The sequence below is a fragment of the Massilia sp. 05N420 genome (assembly GCF_056397205.1).
Map to the genome: position 1 here is coordinate 35,689 of NZ_JBFTMX010000054.1, position 18,000 is coordinate 53,688.

Consider the following 18,000-nt stretch of genomic DNA (forward strand, 5'->3'; position numbering starts at 1 on the left):
AGGGCGCCGAAGGCAGCTTGATCTCCAGCGCCAGGCTGCGGACCTCGGCTCGCTGATCGCCGCTTCGCCGCGCGCTCAGGTATCACGCATGCGTGGGTGAACGTGCAGGCGCGAGAGCGCACACGCGGCGCGATCCACGTGCAAAACGTGAACGGCTGGCATAGCCGGTTCAAGAGCTGGCTGGTGCGGTTTCGCGGCGTGGCAAGCCGTTACCTGATCAATTATTCGGGCTGGCAGCGCATGCTGGATGCGCGGCGTCTGGCGACGCCCCGGCATCTGCTGCAAGCCGCCGTCCATCTCAGCTACATGGCGCAGTGACCGAAATAACGCGAACACAGCCAATCAAAACGGCGGCGCAGGAGGCGCCGCCGGAGGAGGGAATCGCGGGAAGGAGATTACTGCGCCGCCCAGCCGCCATCCATATTCCACGCCACGCCGCGCACCTGGTCGGCGGCCGGCGAGCAGAAGAACACGGCCAGCGCGCCCAGTTCCTCGGGAGTGACGAATTCGCCGGACGGCTGCTTCTCGCTCAGCAGGGCCTTCTTGGCCGCTTCGTTCGAGACGCCTTCGCGGGCGGCGCGGTCGTCGACCTGTTTCTGCACCAGCGGGGTCAGGACCCAGCCCGGGCAGATCGCGTTGCAGGTGACGCCGGTGTGGGCGTTTTCCAGCGCCGTCACCTTGGTGAAGCCGACCAGGCCGTGCTTGGCCGCCACATAGGCCGACTTGCCCGCCGAGCCCACCAGGCCGTGCACCGAAGCGAGGTTGATGATGCGGCCCCAGTTCTTCTGCTTCATGCCCGGCAGGGCCAGGCGGCTGGTGTGGAAGGCCGAGGTCAGGTTGATGGCGATGATGGCGTCCCATTTCTCGACCGGGAATTCGTCGACGTTGGCGACGTGCTGGATGCCGGCATTGTTGACGAGGAYGTCGACGCCGCCGAATTTCTCGGCCGCGAAGGCCATCATGGCCTCGATCTGTTCCGGCCTGGACATGTCGGCATTGTGGTAAGCGGTGCGCACGCCGAATTCCTGGCCGATATCGGTGTACAGCTTCTCGATCTGCTGGGCGTCGCCAAAGCCGTTGAACACGATATTCGCGCCCTGTTCGGCCAGCGCGCGCGCGATGCCCAGGCCGATGCCCGAGGTCGAGCCGGTCACGAGGGCGGTCTTGCCGCTTAACATGGTTGATTTCATTGCTTCCTCTTCTCAGAAAATGGTGATCGTGAAGTGATGCGTCGCGGACTTGGTAGAATTCTAATCGCTTAGCCGGTTAAAATGTTGGCGGCCGTTCAGACATCACGAATCGAGAGGAGGCAGGGCATGGGCGAACCGAGGCTGAAGAGCGTGCAATGCAGTTCGCCGGCCGGCCTGCACCGCATGGCCTACAAGGAGTGGGGCGATCCCGCCAACCCGCGCGTGCTGGTCTGCGTGCATGGCGTGACCCGCGTGGCCGACGACTTCGACGCGCTGGCGGATGCCATGAGCGACCGCTACCGCGTGGTCTGCCCGGACGTGGCCGGCCGCGGACGGTCGGAGCGCCTGCGCGACCCGAATCTCTACGTGGTGCCGCAATATGTGGCCGACATGGTGACCCTGATCGCCCGCGTGACGGCAAACGATGAGGACGAAGCCGTGCACTGGGTCGGCACTTCGATGGGCGGTCTGATCGGCATGATCCTGGCTTCCTTCGACAACAGCCCGATCCGCCGCCTGGTGCTGAACGATATCGGCCCGGTACTGGACCCGGCCGCGATGGCGCGCATCGGCGAATACATCGGCCAGGACCTGCGCTTCCCGAACTTCGAGGCCGGCGCGCGCTTCGTCAAGGATGTGTCGAGCTCCTTCGGCCCGCACAGCGACGCCGAATGGCACAAGCTGGCCAGCGACGTGCTGGTCCAGGAACCCGGCGGCGAATGGGTGCGCCACTACGATCTCGGCCTGGCCAGGCCCTTCGCCGCGATCACGCCGGAACGCGCCGAGCAGGACCAGGCCGCGCTGTGGGCCGCCTACGATGCGATCCGCTGCCCGACCCTGCTGCTGCGCGGCGAGCTGTCCGACCTGCTGTCGCGCGCGACAGCGGAAGAAATGACGCGCCGCGGACCGAAGCCGATACTGGCGGAGATCCCCGGCGTCGGCCATGCGCCGACCCTGATGCACGCGAACCAGATCGCCATCGTCAGGGATTTTTTGAGCACCGAATAACTTATTTAAATCAAAAGGTAGAACACACATGGAAATCCAACGTCTGCACGTAGGCAAGCGCCTGTCCGAAACCGCCATCCACAACGGTACCGTCTACCTGGCCGGCCAGATCGCCGAGGACACCACCCAGGACATCGTCGGCCAGACCCGCGAAGTGCTGGGCCACGTCGACCGCCTGCTGAACGAAGCCGGCAGCAGCAAGGCCCGCATCCTGAGCTGCCAGATCTACATCTCGGACATGAGCTACTTCCCGGGCATGAACGAAGTCTGGGATTCCTGGGTCGTGCCGGGCCACACCCCGCCGCGCGCCACCGTCGAGGCGAAGCTCGCGAATCCCGCCTGCCTGGTCGAGATCGTGGTCGCCGCCGCCCAGGCGTAAGAAAGCCGTATGGTATCGATTGCCGCGCTCGGCGACGCCACCACCCAGCTCGTCCACGGCTTAGGCAAGGACGATTGCGCGCGGGTGCAGGCGGCGCTGGATTTCGCCGCCGAGGCCTATGGCGAGCGTCATGCCGCCTCCGGCCAGAGCGCCTTCGAGTTCTCGCTCGGTGTGGCGGGCACGCTCGCCGTGCTGCGCAGCGACGCCGAGACCCGCATCGCCGGCCTGCTGTTCGAGCTCTGCCTGGTCGAACCGCTGATCGCCGAAAAGCTCGAGGAACGCTTCGGCAAGGAAGTCGCCGACATGGTGCACGGCGTGCACCAGCTGATCCGCCTGCGCGACCTGACCGCCACCCAGGCCCCGGTCGGCCGCGGAAAGAACGCCGCCCAGCAGGCCATGGCGCAGGTGGAAACCCTGCGCAAGATGCTGCTGGCGATGGCCTCCGACATGCGGGTGGTGCTGGTGCGCCTGGCCTCCTGCGTGACGACCCTGCGCTATTTCGCGGAGCAGAAGCGCTTCGACGAGCTGACCCGCAACTACGGCAGCGAAGTGCTGGATTTGTATGCCCCGCTGGCCAACCGTCTTGGGATCTTCCAGCTCAAGTGGGAGCTGGAAGACCTGTCGTTCCGGATGATGGAGCCCGACACCTACAAGCGCATCGCCAAGATGCTCGAAGAGAAGCGCATGCTGCGCGAGAGCTTCGTGCAATCCTCGATCGAGCGCCTGCAGGCGGAGCTGTCCGCGGCCGGCATCAAGGCCGAAGTCAGCGGCCGGCCGAAGCACATCTACAGCATCTGGAAGAAGATGCGCGGCAAGGAGCTCGACTTCAGCGAGCTGTATGACGTGCGCGCCTTCCGCGTGATCGTCCCGGACGTCAAGACCTGCTACACGGTGCTGGGCGTCATCCACAACATCTGGACCCCGATCCCGAAGGAGTTCGACGACTACATCTCGCGCCCGAAGGCGAACGGCTACCAGTCCTTGCACACGGTGGTCACCGCCGACGACGGACGTCCGCTCGAGGTGCAGATCCGCACCCAGGAGATGCACAACTTCGCGGAATACGGCGTGGCCGCGCACTGGCGCTACAAGGAGGAGGGCGGCTCCAACTTCAAGAGCCAGCAGTACGACGAGAAGATCGCCTGGCTGCGCCAGCTGCTGGCCTGGAACAGCGAAGTCGCCGACGCCATGACGGGCGGCGACCAGGAAGAACTGCAGCGCGAGTGGGTCGAGAAGCTGAAGTCCACCACCCTGGACGACCGCATCTTCGTGCTGACCCCGCAGGCGCGCGTGATCGAGCTGCCGCAGGGCGCGACCCCGATCGACTTCGCCTACCACCTGCACAGCGAGGTCGGACACCGCTGCCGCGGCGCCAAGATCGACGGCGTGATGGTGCCGCTGAACACGCCGCTGAAGAACGGCCAGACCTGCGAGATCATCACCGCCAAGGGCGCGCCCGGCAGCGCCGGACCCTCGCGCGACTGGCTCAGCCCCGGCTACACCGTCAGCAGCCGCACCCGCACCAAGATCCGCGCCTGGTTCCACGCCCAGGAACTGGCCGAGACCCTGGCGCACGGCCGCGCCCTGGTCGAGAAATCGCTGCAGCGCGAAGGCAAGACCGCGGTCAACCTGGAGGCGCTGGCGCACAAGCTGGGCTTCGCCAAGGTCGACGACCTGTTCATTGCGGTCGGCAAGGAGAAGTTCAGCCTGCGCCACGTCGAAGCCGCTCTGCACGATCCGGGAGAAAGCCCGCCGCAGGAAGACACTGCGGTGGTCAACAAGAGCCGCGCCTCGAGCGTGGAGCAGGGCGCCAAGTCCGGCGTGCTGGTGGTCGGCACCGAAGGCATGCTGACCATGCTGGCCAAGTGCTGCAAGCCGGCGCCGCCGGACCCGATCGTCGGCTTCGTCACGCGCGGCAAGGGCGTGTCGATCCACCGCGCCAGCTGCAAGAACTTCGGCGAGATGGCGTCCAAGGCGCCGGAACGCGTGATCGAGACCGAGTGGGGCCGCGCCGACAAGGAGACCGTCTATCCGATCGACATCTTCATCCTGGCTTCCGACCGCCAGGGCCTGCTGCGCGACATCTCCGAGGTGCTGGCGCGCGAGAAGATCAACGTGATCGGCGTGAACACCCAAAGCGCGAAAGGCTTCGCGCGCATGGTGTTCACGGCGGAGATCGGATCGACCGGGCAGCTGCAGAAAGCCCTGGCCGCGATCGGGGAAGTGAGCGGCGTGCAGGAGGCACGACGCACGTAGGGTGGGCTCGCCGCGCCCACGCGTAAGCAGGCGTGACGCAAACGGTCGCGTGGGCGCGGAGCGCCTGCGCCGGCCGGCCCCACCCTACGATGTGATACGTCCCGACGTGCCGCATGCCGAAAAATGTATCATGTAAATATGCCACTCTCGACCTTCCTCTACATCAAGCCGCGCGACTGGGGCGCCCGCATCGCGCGCTACCTTGGCAGCTGGTGGGCCATGCTGCACCTGGGCGCCGTCGCGCTGGTGATGGCGATGTCGCCGTCCATCTGGCACCGCGGCAACCGGCTCGCGACCTCGCGCTACATCTACGCCAGCACCTGGGCGGTGCTGCCCTGGTTCACCGTGCTGACGGCCCTGATCAGCCTCGTCATCATCCGCATCGTGCTGGTGACGGCGCAGAGCTACGGCCTGTCCGGCTTCGCGCTGGAGATGATGGTGCGGGTGCTGGTGCTGGAACTGCTCCCGCTGTCGGCGGCGATGTTCGCAGCCCTGCGCGTCAGCATGGCCTTCGACGCCAATGCGATGGGGCTGGCGGCCAGCGGCGTTGCAACCGGCGACGCGCTTGAGTCGACCCTGCGCCGCGTGCGCCACGACCTGGTGCCGCAGGTGATCGCGAACGCCTTCTCGGTGCTGAGCCTGGCCATGGTCAGCAGCGTGATCGTGCTGGTGCTGGCCTACCTGAACGTGTACGGCGTGTCGCCGTGGGGGCTGTCCGACTACACCCGCACGGTGGGCCGCGTGTTCGATCCGACCGTGACCCTCGGCTTCGTGTTCAAGACCGTGCTGTTCGGGCTGGCCGTGGCCGTGATCCCGAGCGCGGCCATCCTGGACATGCTGCGCCACCGTCGCCGCCACCGCAGCAATGTGCAGCCGGGCGCGCTGCGCCTGCTGTTCGTGCTGCTGCTGATCGAGGCCAGTTCGCTGGCCGTGAAATACATCTGAAAGAAAACAAGGAACCAAGGACCCCGCATGGCCGACCCCATTTCCGCCAACCCGCCCGACGAACCGAAACACGTGGAGGCGAAGGCGCTGATCCTGCTGATCGTGATCGGCGCCCTGATCATCGCCTTCTTCGTGTACGTGATGTACGCGCGCGGCGTGTTCGAGCCCACCCAGCGCCTGGTGCTGGTGACCGACAATTCCGAGGGCGTGATCCCCGGCATGGACATGAGCTTCGCCGGCTTTCCGATCGGGCGCGTGCGCCAGGTCGACCTCGGCCAGGACGGCAAGGTCAACATCCTGGTCGACATCCCGAAGGATGACGCCAAATGGTTGCGCACCACCAGCGTGTTCACCCTGGAGTCCAGCGTGGTCGGCCAGACCCGGCTGCGCGCCTACAGCGGCATCCTGACCGACCCGCCGTTGCCGGACAAGGCCCAGCGCCCGGTGCTGCGCGGCGACGCCGCCGCCGAGATCCCGCGCCTGCTCTCCACCGCCCACACCTTGCTGGAGAACCTGGAAGCCATGACCCGCCCCGATTCCGCGATCGGCAACACACTGACCAACGTCGAGACCCTCAGCGGCCGCCTGACCGGCAAATACGGCGTGCTCGGCACCGCCCTCGGCGGCGACGAGGAAGCGAAGAAGCTGCTGCAGACCCTGCAGCGGGTCGACGCCATTCTGGCCAAGACCGACCAGCGCGTGTTCGGCAAGAACGGCGTGATGGACGATACCCAGGCCGCGGTCCGGCAGCTGAACGGCGTCCTGGGCGACGCCCGCACGACCTTGCAGAAGGTCGATGCCGTGCTGGTAGAGGCCCAGGCCGTCGGTGCGAATGCGAAGGTGGCGACCCAGGACCTGGGCCGGCTGCGCGGCGAGGTCGACGCCAGCCTGCGCAAGGTGAACCGGCTGGTCGACGAAATCAACCGCAAGTGGCCGTTCAAGCGCGACGAGGAGATCAAGCTGCCATGAAGAAGACCGCCTTGTTGTTCGTGACGATGGCTTCCATCGCCCTGGCCGGCTGCGCCAGCAAGCCCCAGCCGCCCGACTGGCAGCCGAACGCGAAGAGCGCACTCGAAGGCTATACCGACGCCTGGCTGCATGGCGACACGGCCGCCGCCGACGCCGAATTCGTGCGCGCCCGCCGCGCCACCGCCAGCACCGGCCGCTTCGACAACGTGGCCCAGGCCGAGCTGGTGCGCTGCGCGGCGCGCGTGGCCGCCCTGGAATTCGACTGTCCCGGCTATGCGGCCGTGGCGGGCGACGCGAACCCGGCCCAGCAGGCCTATGCGGCCTACCTCGAGGGCCGCTGGCAGGGGCTGAACGCCAGCCTGCTGCCCGAGCAGCACCGCGCCGTCGTCACCGGCGGCAGCCTGGCCGGCGTGCAGGATCCGCTGGCGCGCCTGGTGGCGGCCGGCGCCCTGTTCAAGGCTGGCAGGATCAGCCCGGCGGACATCGGGAATGCGGTCGACACGGCGTCGAACCAGGGCTGGCGCAGGCCGCTGCTGGCCTGGCTGGGGGTGCAGGAGCGGCGCGCCGAGGCGGCGGGCGATATGCAGGCCGTGGAACAGATACGGCGCCGGATGGCGCTGGCGTCGGAAGGCTGAGGCGGGCCTTACCTGACCCGTGCCACCCTTGCGCTGTTGGTATGGCCCTCGACCTGCAGGAAGTAGGCGCCCAGCAGGCCGCGCGTGATCTCGACCTTCGGGTTCTGCATGATCGGCAGCACGGCGTCGGCATCGTCGGTGACTTTCCAGACCTGTCCATTGGCGAGCGTAAAGACCGTTCCCGGACTCCAGCCGTCGAAGCGGCCTACCACGCTGCTGTGGATGGCCGAGGGTTCGGCATCCTTCTGCTTCTTGACCACCGGGCGCAGGCCGAAATTCTGCTCGGTCGAAGCGGCCGGTGCGGCAGTGGCGGCCGCCACCGGCGCGGCAGCCGGTGCGGAGGGCCGGGCGGCAGGGGGAGCGGCGAAGTCGACCGGAATCGCGTCATAGCAGGCCAGCCGCTTCGCGGTTTCGGCCATGGCGCGGCATTTCAGGATGGCGGCATCATCGGCGGCGAAGGCGGCGCCGGACAGGGTGGAGGCGATCAGCAGCAGGGACGGAAAGGTCTTCTTCATGGGCTCGTCGACGTTGTCATGCCGGTCCGGGGCGGGCGCGGCTTGACACTATTATATCGACACCTTGCCCGTCAGGAAGCCGTTCATCCCGCCTGCGCCGGACCGCCGGAAGCCGGCCGAAGGGGGGACGGCCGAATGGGCGGCCGGCGCAGCGCCGGCGGCAGCTGGTTGTGGATCCGCACCGCCGCCCTGGCCGCGCCGCCTGTCGCCACCGCGATCTGGTTCAGGCCCACGGTCACGTCGCCGATCGCGTACAGGCCCGGCACGCTGGTGGCCTGGTGCGCGTCCACCAGCAATTCCTCGCATTGCGCGGTGCGGGCGCCCAGCTTCGCGGCCAGGTTCGAGCGCGCCTTCTCGCCCAGCATCGGGTAGAACACGTCGGCCGAATAGTCCTCGCCGTCCTCGGTATGCAGCACCGGCTTCATCGACGCGTCCAAGGTGACGGACAGCAGCGGCGATTCGATCAGGCGCACGCCGGCGGCATCCAGGCGGCGCCTGTCTTCATCGTTCAGCATCGAGGCCGAGCCGCGTTCGAACAGGGTCACGTCGGCGCTGAAGGTACGCATGAAGAGGGCGTGGCCGACCGGGTTGGTGTCGGCGGTGGCGACCGCGATGCGCTTGTCCATCACGTCGAAGCCGTCGCACACGGGGCACAGGCGCAGCGAACCGAAGGCGATCGCTTCGCGCCAGTTCTCGATCGGCAGGCCGCCATCGGCGACGCCGGTGGCCAGCAGCACGGTGTGGGCGCGGATCCGGGTGAGCTCGCCCTCGGGCGCATCTTCGGCGGCGTAGTCGCCGACGAACAGGCCGTCCTCGATGCGCAGGTCGACGATCTCGCCCGGCATCACGCTGCCGCCGTAGCGTTCCAGTTGGACCGACAGATTGCCGAGCAGGACGTTGCCCGGCACGCCTTCCGGAAAGCCCGGATAGTTGTGCGACACGGGAATCAGGCGCAGCCGGCTGTTGCCCTTGTCGACCAGGGCGACGCTGCGGGTAAAGCGGCGCAGATAGATGGCGGCGGTCAGGCCGCCGGGGCCGCCGCCGATGATGAGGCAGTCGTAGACTTGATCTTGGATAGGCATGTGCCGATTATCGGCATCCACCCATCGCGCGGCCTATCGGCGTGCGCCCCGGCATGGGGTCGGAGGGCGCTGACAAGCACTAGGAAGAGGAAAGGTCGGCCCGCGCGGCGCGCTCCGCCTTCCAGCGCTCGGTGTCGTCACGGATCACGGCGGCGATGCCCGTTACCGGCCTGTTTTCCACTGTGCCCGGCGCGTGCAGCAGGGCCACCGTGAAGGCGATCGACAGCGGCCGGCCTTCCTTGTGCAGGGCCGGTACGCGCAACAGCTCGCCGCCGTAGCGCGTACTCCCGGTGGCGACCGTCCGATGGAAGCCGTCCCAGTGGCGCTGCTGGTGGCGGCTCGGAATGATCAGGTCGAGGGAGCGGCCGAGCGCTTCTTCCTGGGTAAAGCCGAAGATCCGCGTTGCCGCCGTGTTCCAGAACACGATCACGCCGGCGGCGTCGCACACGATCACGCAGTCGCCCAGGTCCTGCACGATCTGCTGGAAGTCGAGTTGGGTCTGCATGCGTCCTCCGTGTCGATCGCTTAGTGATTATGCGGCTCCGGCTGCAGGGTCACGTGATCGATGCCATGCTTGGCCAGCAGCATCTCTTTCACCGCGCGCAATACCTCGGGCCAGGCGTTCAGGTCGGCAATCTCGAGGTGGCCGATCAGGGCCGGTTCGCCCGGCGACATGTCCCACACGTGCAGGTCGTGCACCGACAGCACGCCGGGCACGGCGGCCAGGTCGGCGCCGACGCCCAGGTAGTCGATCTGGTGCGGCACGCCTTCCATCAGGAAGTGGTAGGACTCGCGCAGTACGCCGAACGTCGATTTCAGGATCAGCAGCGACACGAARATCGACAGGATCGGGTCGATCCGCAGCCAGCCGGTGAAGTGGATGATGGCGCCGGCGGCGATCGCGGCGACCGAGCCGAGCAGGTCGCCCAGCACGTTGACGAGGGCGGCGCGGGTGTTGATGCTCTGCTCGCCGCGCGACAACACCCAGGCCACCAGGATATTGATGCAGGCGCCGATCGTAGCGACCACGAACACGGTGCCGCCCTGCACATGCTCCGGATGGGCCAGCCGCTTGGCCGCCTCGTAGACGATCCAGCCGACCAGCAGCAGCATCGCCAGACTGTTCACGAAAGCGGCCAGCGCCTCGGCGCGCACGAAGCCGAAGGAGTGGCGGCTCGACGGCGGCCGGCGCGCAATCAATTGCGCCATCAGCGCCAGGCCGAGGGCGGCGGCGTCGGTGGTCATGTGGCCGGCGTCGGAGATCAGGGCCAGCGAATTCGAGAAGAAGCCGGTGACCGCCTCGATCACGGCGAACAGCAGGGTCAGGCCCAGCGCCAGCCCCATCGCGGCCTGGCTACGGCCTTCGATGACGTGGCCATGGCGGGCGTCGCCGTCGAGGTGGGCGTGCAGGTGGGCGGAGGAGGCGGACTGGTCGGACATTGGGATGCGTTATAAAGATGAACAGGCGGCAGTATACATGTAGGGTGGGCACTGCGTGCCCACGCGGCAGCTGCGATCCGCGAACCTCAGGCGTGCGCATAAGATGCCCATCATCCGTGCTGCCTTGCACAACTGCAGCCGACCCCCTATAATGGCGGCATACGGGCGGTTAGTTCAGCTGGTTAGAATACTTGGTCGACATCCAAGGGGTCGCAGATTCGAATTCTGCACCGCCCACCAGAATACTCTTCAGTAAGAGCGAGAAAGGCACCGACGGTTATGACACCGCGAACTACAACTGAGTTGTGGGGGAATCGCTAGACGCGGTACGGTGGTCTTTTGTCTCGAGAAGCTCGACAACACTGATAAAAACGCGCCTGGTGCGCGTTTTTTTTCGTCCAAATATTTTTCGTTTCAAATTTTTCAACTCATATCCCAACTTTGCGGGCGCGACGGCGCCGAACAGGAGATCAAGATGCTGAATGTGCGACTTCCGGACGGCTCCAGCCGTCAATTCGAGGGCCCGGTGACCGTGGCCCAGGTGGCGCAGAATATAGCCCCGAGCCTGGCCAAGGCCGCGCTGGCCGGCAAGGTCGACGGCAAGGTGGTCGACACCTCTTTCCTGATCGAGAGCGATGCCGATCTCGCCATCGTCACCGACAAGGATCCGGAAGGCCTGGATGTGATCCGTCACTCGACCGCCCACCTGCTGGCCTACGCGGTCAAGGAGTTGTTCCCGGAAGCCCAGGTCACCATCGGCCCGGTCATCGACAACGGTTTCTACTACGACTTCTCGTACAAGCGCCCGTTCACCCCGGAAGACCTGCAAGCCATCGAGAAGAAGATGGTCGAACTGGCCAAGAAGGACGAGCCGGTGACCCGCAAGGTCCTGCCGCGCGACGAGGCGGTGGCCTATTTCAAATCCATCGGCGAAGACTACAAGGCCGAGATCATCGCCTCGATCCCGGCAAACGAAGACGTGTCGCTGTACTCGGAAGGCAAGTTCACCGACCTGTGCCGCGGCCCGCACGTGCCTTCGACCGGCAAGCTGAAGGTATTCAAGCTGATGAAGCTGGCCGGCGCCTACTGGCGCGGCGACTCGAAGAACGAGATGCTGCAGCGCGTCTACGGCACCGCCTGGGCCAGGAAGGAAGAGCAGGAGCAGTACCTGCACATGCTGGAAGAGGCCGAGAAGCGCGACCACCGCAAGCTGGGCAAGCAGCTGGACCTGTTCCACTTCCAGGACGAGGCCCCGGGCCTGATCTTCTGGCATCCGAAGGGCTGGTCGATCTGGCAGCAGGTCGAGCAGTACATGCGCCATACCTACCAGGTGACCGGCTATAACGAGGTCAAGGCTCCGCAGATCATCGACGTGTCGCTGTGGAAGAAGACCGGCCACTGGGACAACTATCGCGAAAACATGTTCACCACCGAGTCGGAGAACCGCACCTACGCGCTCAAGCCGATGAACTGCCCGGGCCACGTGCAGATCTATAACGCCGGCCTGCGTTCCTACCGCGACCTGCCGCTGCGCTACGGCGAGTTCGGCCAGTGCCACCGCAACGAGTCCTCGGGCGCGCTGCACGGCCTGATGCGCGTGCGCGGCTTCACCCAGGACGACGGCCACGTGTTCTGTACCGAAGAGCAGATCGCGCCGGAAGTCGTGGCTTTCCACGCCCAGGCGATGAAGGTCTACGAGGACTTCGGCTTCGAGAACATCGATGTCAAGATCGCCCTGCGTCCGGAAAACCGCATCGGCAGCGACGAGGTCTGGGACCAGGCCGAGGAGGCCCTGCGTTCGGCCCTGCGCGGCTGCGGCGTCGAGTGGACCGAGCTGCCGGGCGAGGGCGCCTTCTACGGCCCGAAGATCGAGTACCACCTGAAGGACAGCCTCGGCCGTCCGTGGCAGGTCGGTACCATGCAGGTCGACTTCTCGATGCCGGGCCGCCTTGGTGCCGAATATGTGGCGGAAGACAATACCCGCAAGGTGCCGGTGATGCTGCACCGCGCGATCGTGGGTTCGATGGAGCGCTTCATCGGCATCCTGATCGAAAACTACGCGGGCGCGCTGCCGCTGTGGCTGGCGCCGGTCCAGGTGGCGATCTTGAACATTTCTGATGCGCAAGCTTCCTATGTGAAAGAAGTGGAAGCCCGCCTGAAGGCGGCCGGCCTGCGTGTTCACGCTGATTTGCGGAACGAGAAGATTACCTATAAAATCCGGGAGCATTCCGTCCAAAAGCTGCCGTACATCTTAGTTGTCGGTGATAAAGAGCGGGATGCCAATACTGTGGCCGTTCGCGCGCGCGGCAACGTCGACTTGGGCGTCATGTCCGTCGATGCGCTGCTGGAACGCCTCCAGAGCGAGGTGGCAACCAAGGCGAAGTGAGTTTTCTTGCGCCTTGAGACGGCCCGATCTAATTAACTTTTAAAGGAAACACCATAGCTACTGACAAGTCGTCACATCGCATCAATGGCGAAATCAACCATCCCGAAATGCGTCTGAGCGGGGTGGATAACGAGCCGCTGGGCATTGTGAGCCTGGCCGAAGCGTTTCGTCTGGCTGAAGAAGCGAACGTCGATCTGGTGGAAATCGCCCCGAATGCGACTCCGCCGGTCTGCCGCCTGATGGACTACGGCAAGTTCAAGTATTCGGAGCAGAAGCGGGCGCACGAAGCGAAGCTGAAGCAGAAGATCATCCAGGTCAAGGAGATCAAGTTCCGTCCAGGTACGGACGAAGGCGACTACAGCATCAAGCTGCGCAACCTGATCAAGTTCCTGGAAGAGGGTGACAAGACCAAGATCACGCTGCGCTTCCGTGGCCGCGAGATGGCCCACCAGGACATCGGCCAGCGCATGCTGGAGCGTCTGCGCGGCGACCTGGAGCCCTACGGCCAGGTCGAGCAGTTCCCGAAGCTGGAAGGCCGCCAGATGATCATGGTGGTCGCGCCGAAGAAGAAGAAATAAGCTACTTCGCTCGTTGAGACAGTCAAGCCGGGCCAGGCCCGGGCTGCAGGTGCGCCTGTTGCCCGGGCCTGGCCTATTCTGCCTGGGCTGTTGATATGCAAGCTTTTGGCGTGAGCACGCTGTGCCCACGGAACGAAAACTATGCTAAAATCTGCGGTTCCCGTATCGTAATGATGCAGGAATGCAAGACTGTAGTGGACTCGCTTCTGCTGCAGAAACAAGTGAAAGCAGGCATCCAAGAGCAGCGTTGCTGCCACCTGCAATCCTGTTACATATGAGGCTGCCTCTAAGAGGGCAGAAGACTATGCCGAAAATGAAAACCAAAAGCTCCGCGAAAAAGCGTTTTCGCGTGCGTCCGGGTGGTACCGTCAAATCGGGTATGGCGTTCAAGCGTCACATCCTGACCAAGAAGACCACCAAGAACAAGCGCCAACTGCGCGGCACCCGTAACATCAATGCGTCCGACGTCCAGAGCGTCTACCGCATGATGCCGTCTGCTGTTTAATCTCACACTAAGGAGCGAATATGCCTCGAGTAAAACGTGGGGTTACTGCACGTGCCCGTCATAAGAAGGTTCTTGAGCTTGCAAAAGGCTATCGTGGCCGCCGCAGCAAAGTATTCCGTATTGCCAAGCAAGCAGTCATGCGCGCTGGCCAGTACGCATACCGCGACCGCCGCAACAAGAAGCGCGTCTTCCGCGCACTGTGGATCACCCGTATCAACGCGGCTTCGCGTTCGCACGGCATGACCTACAGCGCATTCATGAACGGCCTGAAGAAAGCCGCGATTGAACTGGACCGTAAAGTCCTGGCCGACATGGCTGTGAACGACAAGCCGGCATTTGCCGCTATCGTGAACACCGTCAAGGCAAAGCTGGCTGCTTAATCGCTAGCCTGCAAAGCAGAAGTACAGCGTCGCGCGGTTGAAAGACCGCCGGCGCGCAAAGGACGGGGCAAAGGTTTCACGACCGATGCCCTGTTTTTGTTTCTGGCGTTCCCCGCCATCGAACAGGAAAAGAACAAGCATGGATCTCGCAAACCTCGCCCTGGAAGAACTTGTCGTCTCGGCCCAATCCGATTTTAGTGCCGCGCAAGACGCCGCCGCGCTGGAAAACGCAAAAGCGAAATACCTGGGCAAGACTGGCCAGGTGACCGAACTGATGAAGGGCCTCGGCAAGCTCGATCCGGACCAGCGCAAGGCGCAGGGCGCCCTGATCAATGCCGCCAAAGAAAAAATCGAACAGGCCTTGACCGCCCGCCGCGAAGACCTGGCGAACGTCCAGCTGATGGCGCGCCTGAACGCTGAGAGCATCGACGTCACCCTGCCGGGCCGCGGCCGCTCGACCGGCGGTATCCACCCGGTGATGCGCAGCTGGGAGCGGGTCGAACAGATCTTCCGCTCGATCGGCTTCGACGTGGCCGACGGCCCCGAGATCGAGACCGACTGGACCAATTTCACCGCACTGAACAGCCCGGAAAACCACCCGGCGCGTTCGATGCAGGACACCTTCTATATCGAGGGCAACGACAGCCAGGGCAAGCCGCTGCTGCTGCGTACCCACACCAGCCCGATGCAGGTGCGCTATGCCCGCACCCACACGCCGCCGATCAAGGTGATCGCGCCGGGCCGCACTTACCGCGTCGACAGCGACGCCACCCACTCGCCGATGTTCCACCAGGTCGAAGGCCTGTGGATCGGCGAGAACATCAGCTTTGCCGACCTCAAGGGCGTGTACCTGAACTTCGTGAAGGCCTTCTTCGAGACCGACGACCTGCAGGTGCGCTTCCGTCCGTCCTACTTCCCGTTCACCGAACCGTCGGCCGAGATCGACATCGCCTTCGGTTCCGGTCCGCTGAAGGGCCGCTGGCTGGAAGTCTCGGGCGCCGGCCAGGTGCACCCGACCGTGGTGCGCAACTTCGGCCTGGATCCGGAAAAATTCATCGGCTTCGCGTTCGGCTCCGGCCTCGAACGCCTCACCATGCTGCGCTACGGGATCAACGATCTGCGCCTCTTCTATGAGGGCGATCTGCGCTTCCTGAAGCAGTTCAATTAAGAAGAAACTCTTATAAAAGACAAGCAGCGATAAGGCAAACTAATATGCAATTCTCCGAAAACTGGCTCCGTTCCATGGTCGATCCTAAAATGACTTCGGACGAACTGGCCCACCTGCTCACCATGTCCGGCCTCGAGGTCGAAGAAGTGGAAGCGGTCGCGCCGCCGTTCTCGAACGTCGTGGTGGCGGAGGTCAAGGAAGTGGCCAARCACCCGAACGCCGACCGCCTGAACGTGTGCCAGGTCGACGTCGGCAGCGGCACCTTACTGAATATTGTCTGCGGCGCCCCGAACGTACGCGCCGGCATGAAGGCGATCTGCGCCATGGCCGGCGCCGTGCTGCCGCCGGGTGCGGACGGCAAACCCTTCGAGATCAAGGTCGGCAAGCTGCGCGGCGTCGAGTCGCAGGGCATGATGTGCTCGGCCAAGGAGCTGAAAATCTCCGAAGAGAGCAGCGGCCTGATGGAACTGCCGGAAGACGCGCCGGTCGGCCAGAATATCCGCGACTACCTGGGCCTGAACGACCAGAAGTTCACCATCAAGCTGACCCCGAACAAGGCGGACTGCCTGTCGGTGCTGGGCGTGGCACGCGAAGTGTCGGCCCTGACCGGCACGCCGCTGACCTTCCCGGCCCAGCGCATCGTCCCGGTCGGCATCGACGAAGTCCTGCCGGTGAAAGTGTCCGCGCCGGACCTGTGCGGCCGCTTCACCGGCCGCGTGATCCGCGGCCTGAACGCGCGCGCCGCCACGCCCGAGTGGATGAAGCGCCGCCTGGAACGCAGCGGCCAGCGCTCGGTCTCGAGCCTGGTCGACATCTCCAACTACGTGATGCTGGAAACCGGCCAGCCTTCGCACGTGTTCGACCTGGCCAGGATCCACGGCAGCATCGACGTGCGCTGGGGCAAGAAGGGGGAGTCGCTGAAGCTCCTGAACGGCAACACCGTCGAGGTCGACGAGTGGGTCGGCGTGATCGCCGATGAAAAGGAAATCGAATCGCTGGCCGGCATCATGGGCGGCGACTCCACCGCCGTCACGCTGGACACCACCGACATCTACCTGGAAGCCGCGTTCTGGTGGCCGGGCGCCATCCAGGGCCGTGCGCGCCGCTTCAACTTCTCGACCGATGCGGCGCACCGCTTCGAGCGCGGCGTCGACTTTGCTTCTACCTGCGAGCGCATCGAGCGCATCACTTCGCTGATCGTCGAGATTTGCGGCACGCCCGACACCAGGGTCGGCCCGGTCGACGACCAGATCGTGAACATCCCGCAGCGCCTGCCCGTCCTACTCCGCACCGAACGCGCGCAGAAGGTCATCGGCGTGGCGATCGACGACGACACCGTGGCCGACATCTTCACCCGCCTTGGCCTGCCGTTCGAGCGCGAGCCGGGCCGCTTCACGGTCACCGCGCCGTCCTACCGTTTCGACATCGAGATCGAGGAAGACCTGATCGAGGAAGTCGCCCGCGTGTACGGCTTCGAGAACATTCCGGCGCTGCCCCCTAGCGCGCCGAGCGCGATGCTGATCGAGCCGGAAAACACGCGCTCGCTGTTCGCGATCCGCCACCAGCTGGCCGATCTCGGCTACCAGGAAGTGGTCAACATGAGCTTCGTGGAAAGCCAGTGGGAAGCCGACTTCGCCGGCAACACCGATCCGATCCGCCTGCAGAACCCGATCGCAAGCCAGATGAGCGTGATGCGCTCGAACCTGATCGGCAGCCTGGTCGCCAACGTGCGCTACAACGTCAACCGCAAGGCCGGCCGCGTGCGCGTGTTCGAAGTGGGCGCGGTGTTCCACCGCAATCCGCAAGCCGTCGACGGTCCGCTGTCGATCGCCGGTTTCGACCAGCCGAAGCGCGTCGCCGCGATCGCCTACGGTCCGGCCAGCGACGAGCAGTGGGGCATGCCGACCCGCGCCGTCGACTTCTTCGATGTCAAGGGCGACCTCGAAGCGCTGTTCGCGCCGCGCAGCCTGCGCTTCGCCAAGCTCGAACACCCGGCCCTGCACCCGGGCCGCTGCGCCCAGGTGGAACTGGATGGCAAGGTGATCGGCTTCATCGGCGAACTGCATCCGCGCTGGCTGCAGAAGTACGACCTGCCGCAGGCGCCGGTGCTGTTCGAGGTCGATGCCGAAGCCCTGCGCGAGCGCGTGGTGCCGACCTACACCGAAATCTCGAAGTTCCCGGGCGCAACCCGCGACCTCGCGCTGGTGGTGAAACAGGACGTTCCGGCACAGGTGCTGCTCGACGCGTTCAAGGCCGAGCTGGCGTCGAACGCGTATGGTAAACTCGTGCAAGCCGTTGTTTTATTTGATGAATATCGCGGCAAGGGTTTGGAGCAAGATGAAAAAAGTCTTGCTTTCCGCTTTGGCTTGCAAGATACTCAATCGACGCTCCAGGACGATGCGGTCGAGGCCATCATGGCCGCGCTGGCATCGGCGGCGCAACAACACGGCGCCAGACTGCGCGCCTAACGATGAGGGGCTACGTGCCTCAAGAGGATTCGAGAAACCGTAACGAGCGGAAGCAATGGTGGCCAAGAAGCGCAGCCGTACTCAGGTACGGTGAGC

General features: G+C 64.9%; 18 protein-coding genes, 1 tRNA gene and 1 pseudogene. 14 read left to right on the plus strand and 6 right to left on the minus strand.

Annotation, left to right across the window (positions count from 1 at the left end):
- Nucleotides 1-132 precede the first annotated feature (132 nt).
- Nucleotides 133-318: pseudogene (locus AC1DIX_RS24810) on the plus strand (IS1595 family transposase); the annotation flags it as partial.
- Between the two features lie 77 nt (nt 319-395).
- On the opposite strand, the gene AC1DIX_RS24815 reads toward AC1DIX_RS24810, so the two are convergent.
- A complete protein-coding gene (locus AC1DIX_RS24815; protein ID WP_477328047.1) occupies nt 396-1,190 on the minus strand; it encodes a 3-hydroxybutyrate dehydrogenase in 795 nt (264 codons plus the stop codon).
- 126 nt (nt 1,191-1,316) lie between these two features.
- Between AC1DIX_RS24815 and AC1DIX_RS24820 the strand changes: the two genes are divergently transcribed.
- The 6 genes from AC1DIX_RS24820 to AC1DIX_RS24845 all read left to right on the plus strand — a co-directional run bounded on the left by AC1DIX_RS24820 (nt 1,317) and on the right by AC1DIX_RS24845 (nt 7,382).
- On the plus strand, nt 1,317-2,198 hold the full coding sequence (locus AC1DIX_RS24820) for an alpha/beta fold hydrolase (protein WP_477328048.1): 882 nt from the start codon (nt 1,317-1,319) through the stop codon (nt 2,196-2,198).
- Nucleotides 2,199-2,226: 28 nt separating this feature from the next.
- The gene (locus AC1DIX_RS24825; RefSeq protein WP_477328049.1) at nt 2,227-2,577 is read left to right on the plus strand and encodes a RidA family protein; all 351 of its coding nucleotides are present in this window, start codon (nt 2,227-2,229) and stop codon (nt 2,575-2,577) included.
- 9 nt (nt 2,578-2,586) lie between these two features.
- The gene (locus AC1DIX_RS24830; RefSeq protein ID WP_441934285.1) at nt 2,587-4,833 is read left to right on the plus strand and encodes a RelA/SpoT family protein; all 2,247 of its coding nucleotides are present in this window, start codon (nt 2,587-2,589) and stop codon (nt 4,831-4,833) included.
- Between the two features lie 138 nt (nt 4,834-4,971).
- The gene (locus AC1DIX_RS24835; protein WP_477328050.1) at nt 4,972-5,778 is read left to right on the plus strand and encodes an MlaE family ABC transporter permease; all 807 of its coding nucleotides are present in this window, start codon (nt 4,972-4,974) and stop codon (nt 5,776-5,778) included.
- A 27-nt stretch (nt 5,779-5,805) separates the two neighbouring features.
- Entirely contained in the window at nt 5,806-6,747 is a 942-nt protein-coding gene (locus AC1DIX_RS24840) for an MlaD family protein (protein ID WP_441934289.1), read from the plus strand.
- Complete coding sequence (locus AC1DIX_RS24845; RefSeq protein ID WP_477249494.1) at nt 6,744-7,382, plus strand: YajG family lipoprotein; 639 nt, start codon at nt 6,744-6,746, stop codon at nt 7,380-7,382. Before AC1DIX_RS24840 ends, AC1DIX_RS24845 begins: the two co-directional genes overlap by 4 nt.
- An 8-nt stretch (nt 7,383-7,390) precedes the next feature.
- On the opposite strand, the gene AC1DIX_RS24850 is transcribed toward AC1DIX_RS24845, so the two are convergent.
- From AC1DIX_RS24850 to AC1DIX_RS24865, 4 genes are all read right to left on the minus strand, one after another.
- Nucleotides 7,391-7,897, minus strand: a complete 507-nt coding sequence (locus AC1DIX_RS24850) for a hypothetical protein (RefSeq protein ID WP_441934293.1) — start codon at nt 7,895-7,897, stop codon at nt 7,391-7,393.
- An 83-nt stretch (nt 7,898-7,980) separates the two neighbouring features.
- A complete protein-coding gene (locus AC1DIX_RS24855; RefSeq protein ID WP_441934295.1) occupies nt 7,981-8,979 on the minus strand; it encodes an NAD(P)/FAD-dependent oxidoreductase in 999 nt (332 codons plus the stop codon).
- A gap of 79 nt (nt 8,980-9,058) precedes the next feature.
- Complete coding sequence (locus AC1DIX_RS24860; RefSeq protein WP_477328051.1) at nt 9,059-9,484, minus strand: PAS domain-containing protein; 426 nt, start codon at nt 9,482-9,484, stop codon at nt 9,059-9,061.
- Between the two features lie 20 nt (nt 9,485-9,504).
- On the minus strand, nt 9,505-10,419 hold the full coding sequence (locus AC1DIX_RS24865) for a cation diffusion facilitator family transporter (protein WP_441934299.1): 915 nt from the start codon (nt 10,417-10,419) through the stop codon (nt 9,505-9,507).
- A gap of 163 nt (nt 10,420-10,582) precedes the next feature.
- Between AC1DIX_RS24865 and AC1DIX_RS24870 the strand changes: the two genes are divergently transcribed.
- The 5 genes from AC1DIX_RS24870 to rplT all read left to right on the plus strand — a co-directional run bounded on the left by AC1DIX_RS24870 (nt 10,583) and on the right by rplT (nt 14,268).
- Nucleotides 10,583-10,659, plus strand: a tRNA-Val gene (locus AC1DIX_RS24870).
- 235 nt (nt 10,660-10,894) lie between these two features.
- Nucleotides 10,895-12,805 carry a threonine--tRNA ligase gene (gene thrS, locus AC1DIX_RS24875; RefSeq protein ID WP_441934301.1) on the plus strand — a complete coding sequence of 637 codons (1,911 nt, stop codon included), beginning with the start codon at nt 10,895-10,897 and terminating at the stop codon, nt 12,803-12,805.
- Between the two features lie 53 nt (nt 12,806-12,858).
- Nucleotides 12,859-13,383: a translation initiation factor IF-3 gene (gene infC / locus AC1DIX_RS24880; RefSeq protein ID WP_441934458.1), complete on the plus strand. Its 525-nt coding sequence runs from the start codon at nt 12,859-12,861 to the stop codon at nt 13,381-13,383.
- A 304-nt stretch (nt 13,384-13,687) separates the two neighbouring features.
- Nucleotides 13,688-13,888, plus strand: coding sequence for a 50S ribosomal protein L35 (gene rpmI, locus AC1DIX_RS24885; protein WP_036228503.1), 201 nt, complete (start codon nt 13,688-13,690; stop codon nt 13,886-13,888).
- Nucleotides 13,889-13,908: 20 nt separating this feature from the next.
- The gene (gene rplT / locus AC1DIX_RS24890) at nt 13,909-14,268 is read left to right on the plus strand and encodes a 50S ribosomal protein L20 (protein ID WP_036228505.1); all 360 of its coding nucleotides are present in this window, start codon (nt 13,909-13,911) and stop codon (nt 14,266-14,268) included.
- Between the two features lie 3 nt (nt 14,269-14,271).
- Here rplT and AC1DIX_RS24895 read toward each other — a convergent pair whose 3' ends face one another.
- Nucleotides 14,272-14,409 carry a hypothetical protein gene (locus tag AC1DIX_RS24895; RefSeq protein WP_477249507.1) on the minus strand — a complete coding sequence of 46 codons (138 nt, stop codon included), beginning with the start codon at nt 14,407-14,409 and terminating at the stop codon, nt 14,272-14,274.
- Here AC1DIX_RS24895 and pheS point away from each other — a divergent pair.
- Entirely contained in the window at nt 14,408-15,436 is a 1,029-nt protein-coding gene (gene pheS / locus AC1DIX_RS24900; RefSeq protein WP_441934304.1) for a phenylalanine--tRNA ligase subunit alpha, read from the plus strand. The genes AC1DIX_RS24895 and pheS overlap by 2 nt on opposite strands.
- Before the next feature lie 44 nt (nt 15,437-15,480).
- A complete protein-coding gene (gene pheT, locus AC1DIX_RS24905; protein ID WP_477328052.1) occupies nt 15,481-17,904 on the plus strand; it encodes a phenylalanine--tRNA ligase subunit beta in 2,424 nt (807 codons plus the stop codon).
- Nucleotides 17,905-18,000: the final 96 nt, after the last annotated feature.

Excerpts from the sequence above, each read along its gene's own strand:
- AC1DIX_RS24830 (WP_441934285.1), top strand. The coding sequence starts at position 2,587 with ATGGTATCGATTGCCGCGCTCGGCGACGCCACCACCCAGCTCGTCCAC.
- AC1DIX_RS24840 (WP_441934289.1), top strand. The coding sequence starts at position 5,806 with ATGGCCGACCCCATTTCCGCCAACCCGCCCGACGAACCGAAACACGTG.
- AC1DIX_RS24895 (WP_477249507.1), bottom strand. The coding sequence starts at position 14,409 with ATGCTTGTTCTTTTCCTGTTCGATGGCGGGGAACGCCAGAAACAAAAA.
- AC1DIX_RS24820 (WP_477328048.1), top strand. The coding sequence starts at position 1,317 with ATGGGCGAACCGAGGCTGAAGAGCGTGCAATGCAGTTCGCCGGCCGGC.
- pheS (WP_441934304.1), top strand. The coding sequence starts at position 14,408 with ATGGATCTCGCAAACCTCGCCCTGGAAGAACTTGTCGTCTCGGCCCAA.
- AC1DIX_RS24860 (WP_477328051.1), bottom strand. The coding sequence starts at position 9,484 with ATGCAGACCCAACTCGACTTCCAGCAGATCGTGCAGGACCTGGGCGAC.
- thrS (WP_441934301.1), top strand. The coding sequence starts at position 10,895 with ATGCTGAATGTGCGACTTCCGGACGGCTCCAGCCGTCAATTCGAGGGC.
- AC1DIX_RS24825 (WP_477328049.1), top strand. The coding sequence starts at position 2,227 with ATGGAAATCCAACGTCTGCACGTAGGCAAGCGCCTGTCCGAAACCGCC.
- AC1DIX_RS24855 (WP_441934295.1), bottom strand. The coding sequence starts at position 8,979 with ATGCCTATCCAAGATCAAGTCTACGACTGCCTCATCATCGGCGGCGGC.
- AC1DIX_RS24845 (WP_477249494.1), top strand. The coding sequence starts at position 6,744 with ATGAAGAAGACCGCCTTGTTGTTCGTGACGATGGCTTCCATCGCCCTG.
- AC1DIX_RS24850 (WP_441934293.1), bottom strand. The coding sequence starts at position 7,897 with ATGAAGAAGACCTTTCCGTCCCTGCTGCTGATCGCCTCCACCCTGTCC.
- rpmI (WP_036228503.1), top strand. The coding sequence starts at position 13,688 with ATGCCGAAAATGAAAACCAAAAGCTCCGCGAAAAAGCGTTTTCGCGTG.
- rplT (WP_036228505.1), top strand. The coding sequence starts at position 13,909 with ATGCCTCGAGTAAAACGTGGGGTTACTGCACGTGCCCGTCATAAGAAG.
- AC1DIX_RS24835 (WP_477328050.1), top strand. The coding sequence starts at position 4,972 with ATGCCACTCTCGACCTTCCTCTACATCAAGCCGCGCGACTGGGGCGCC.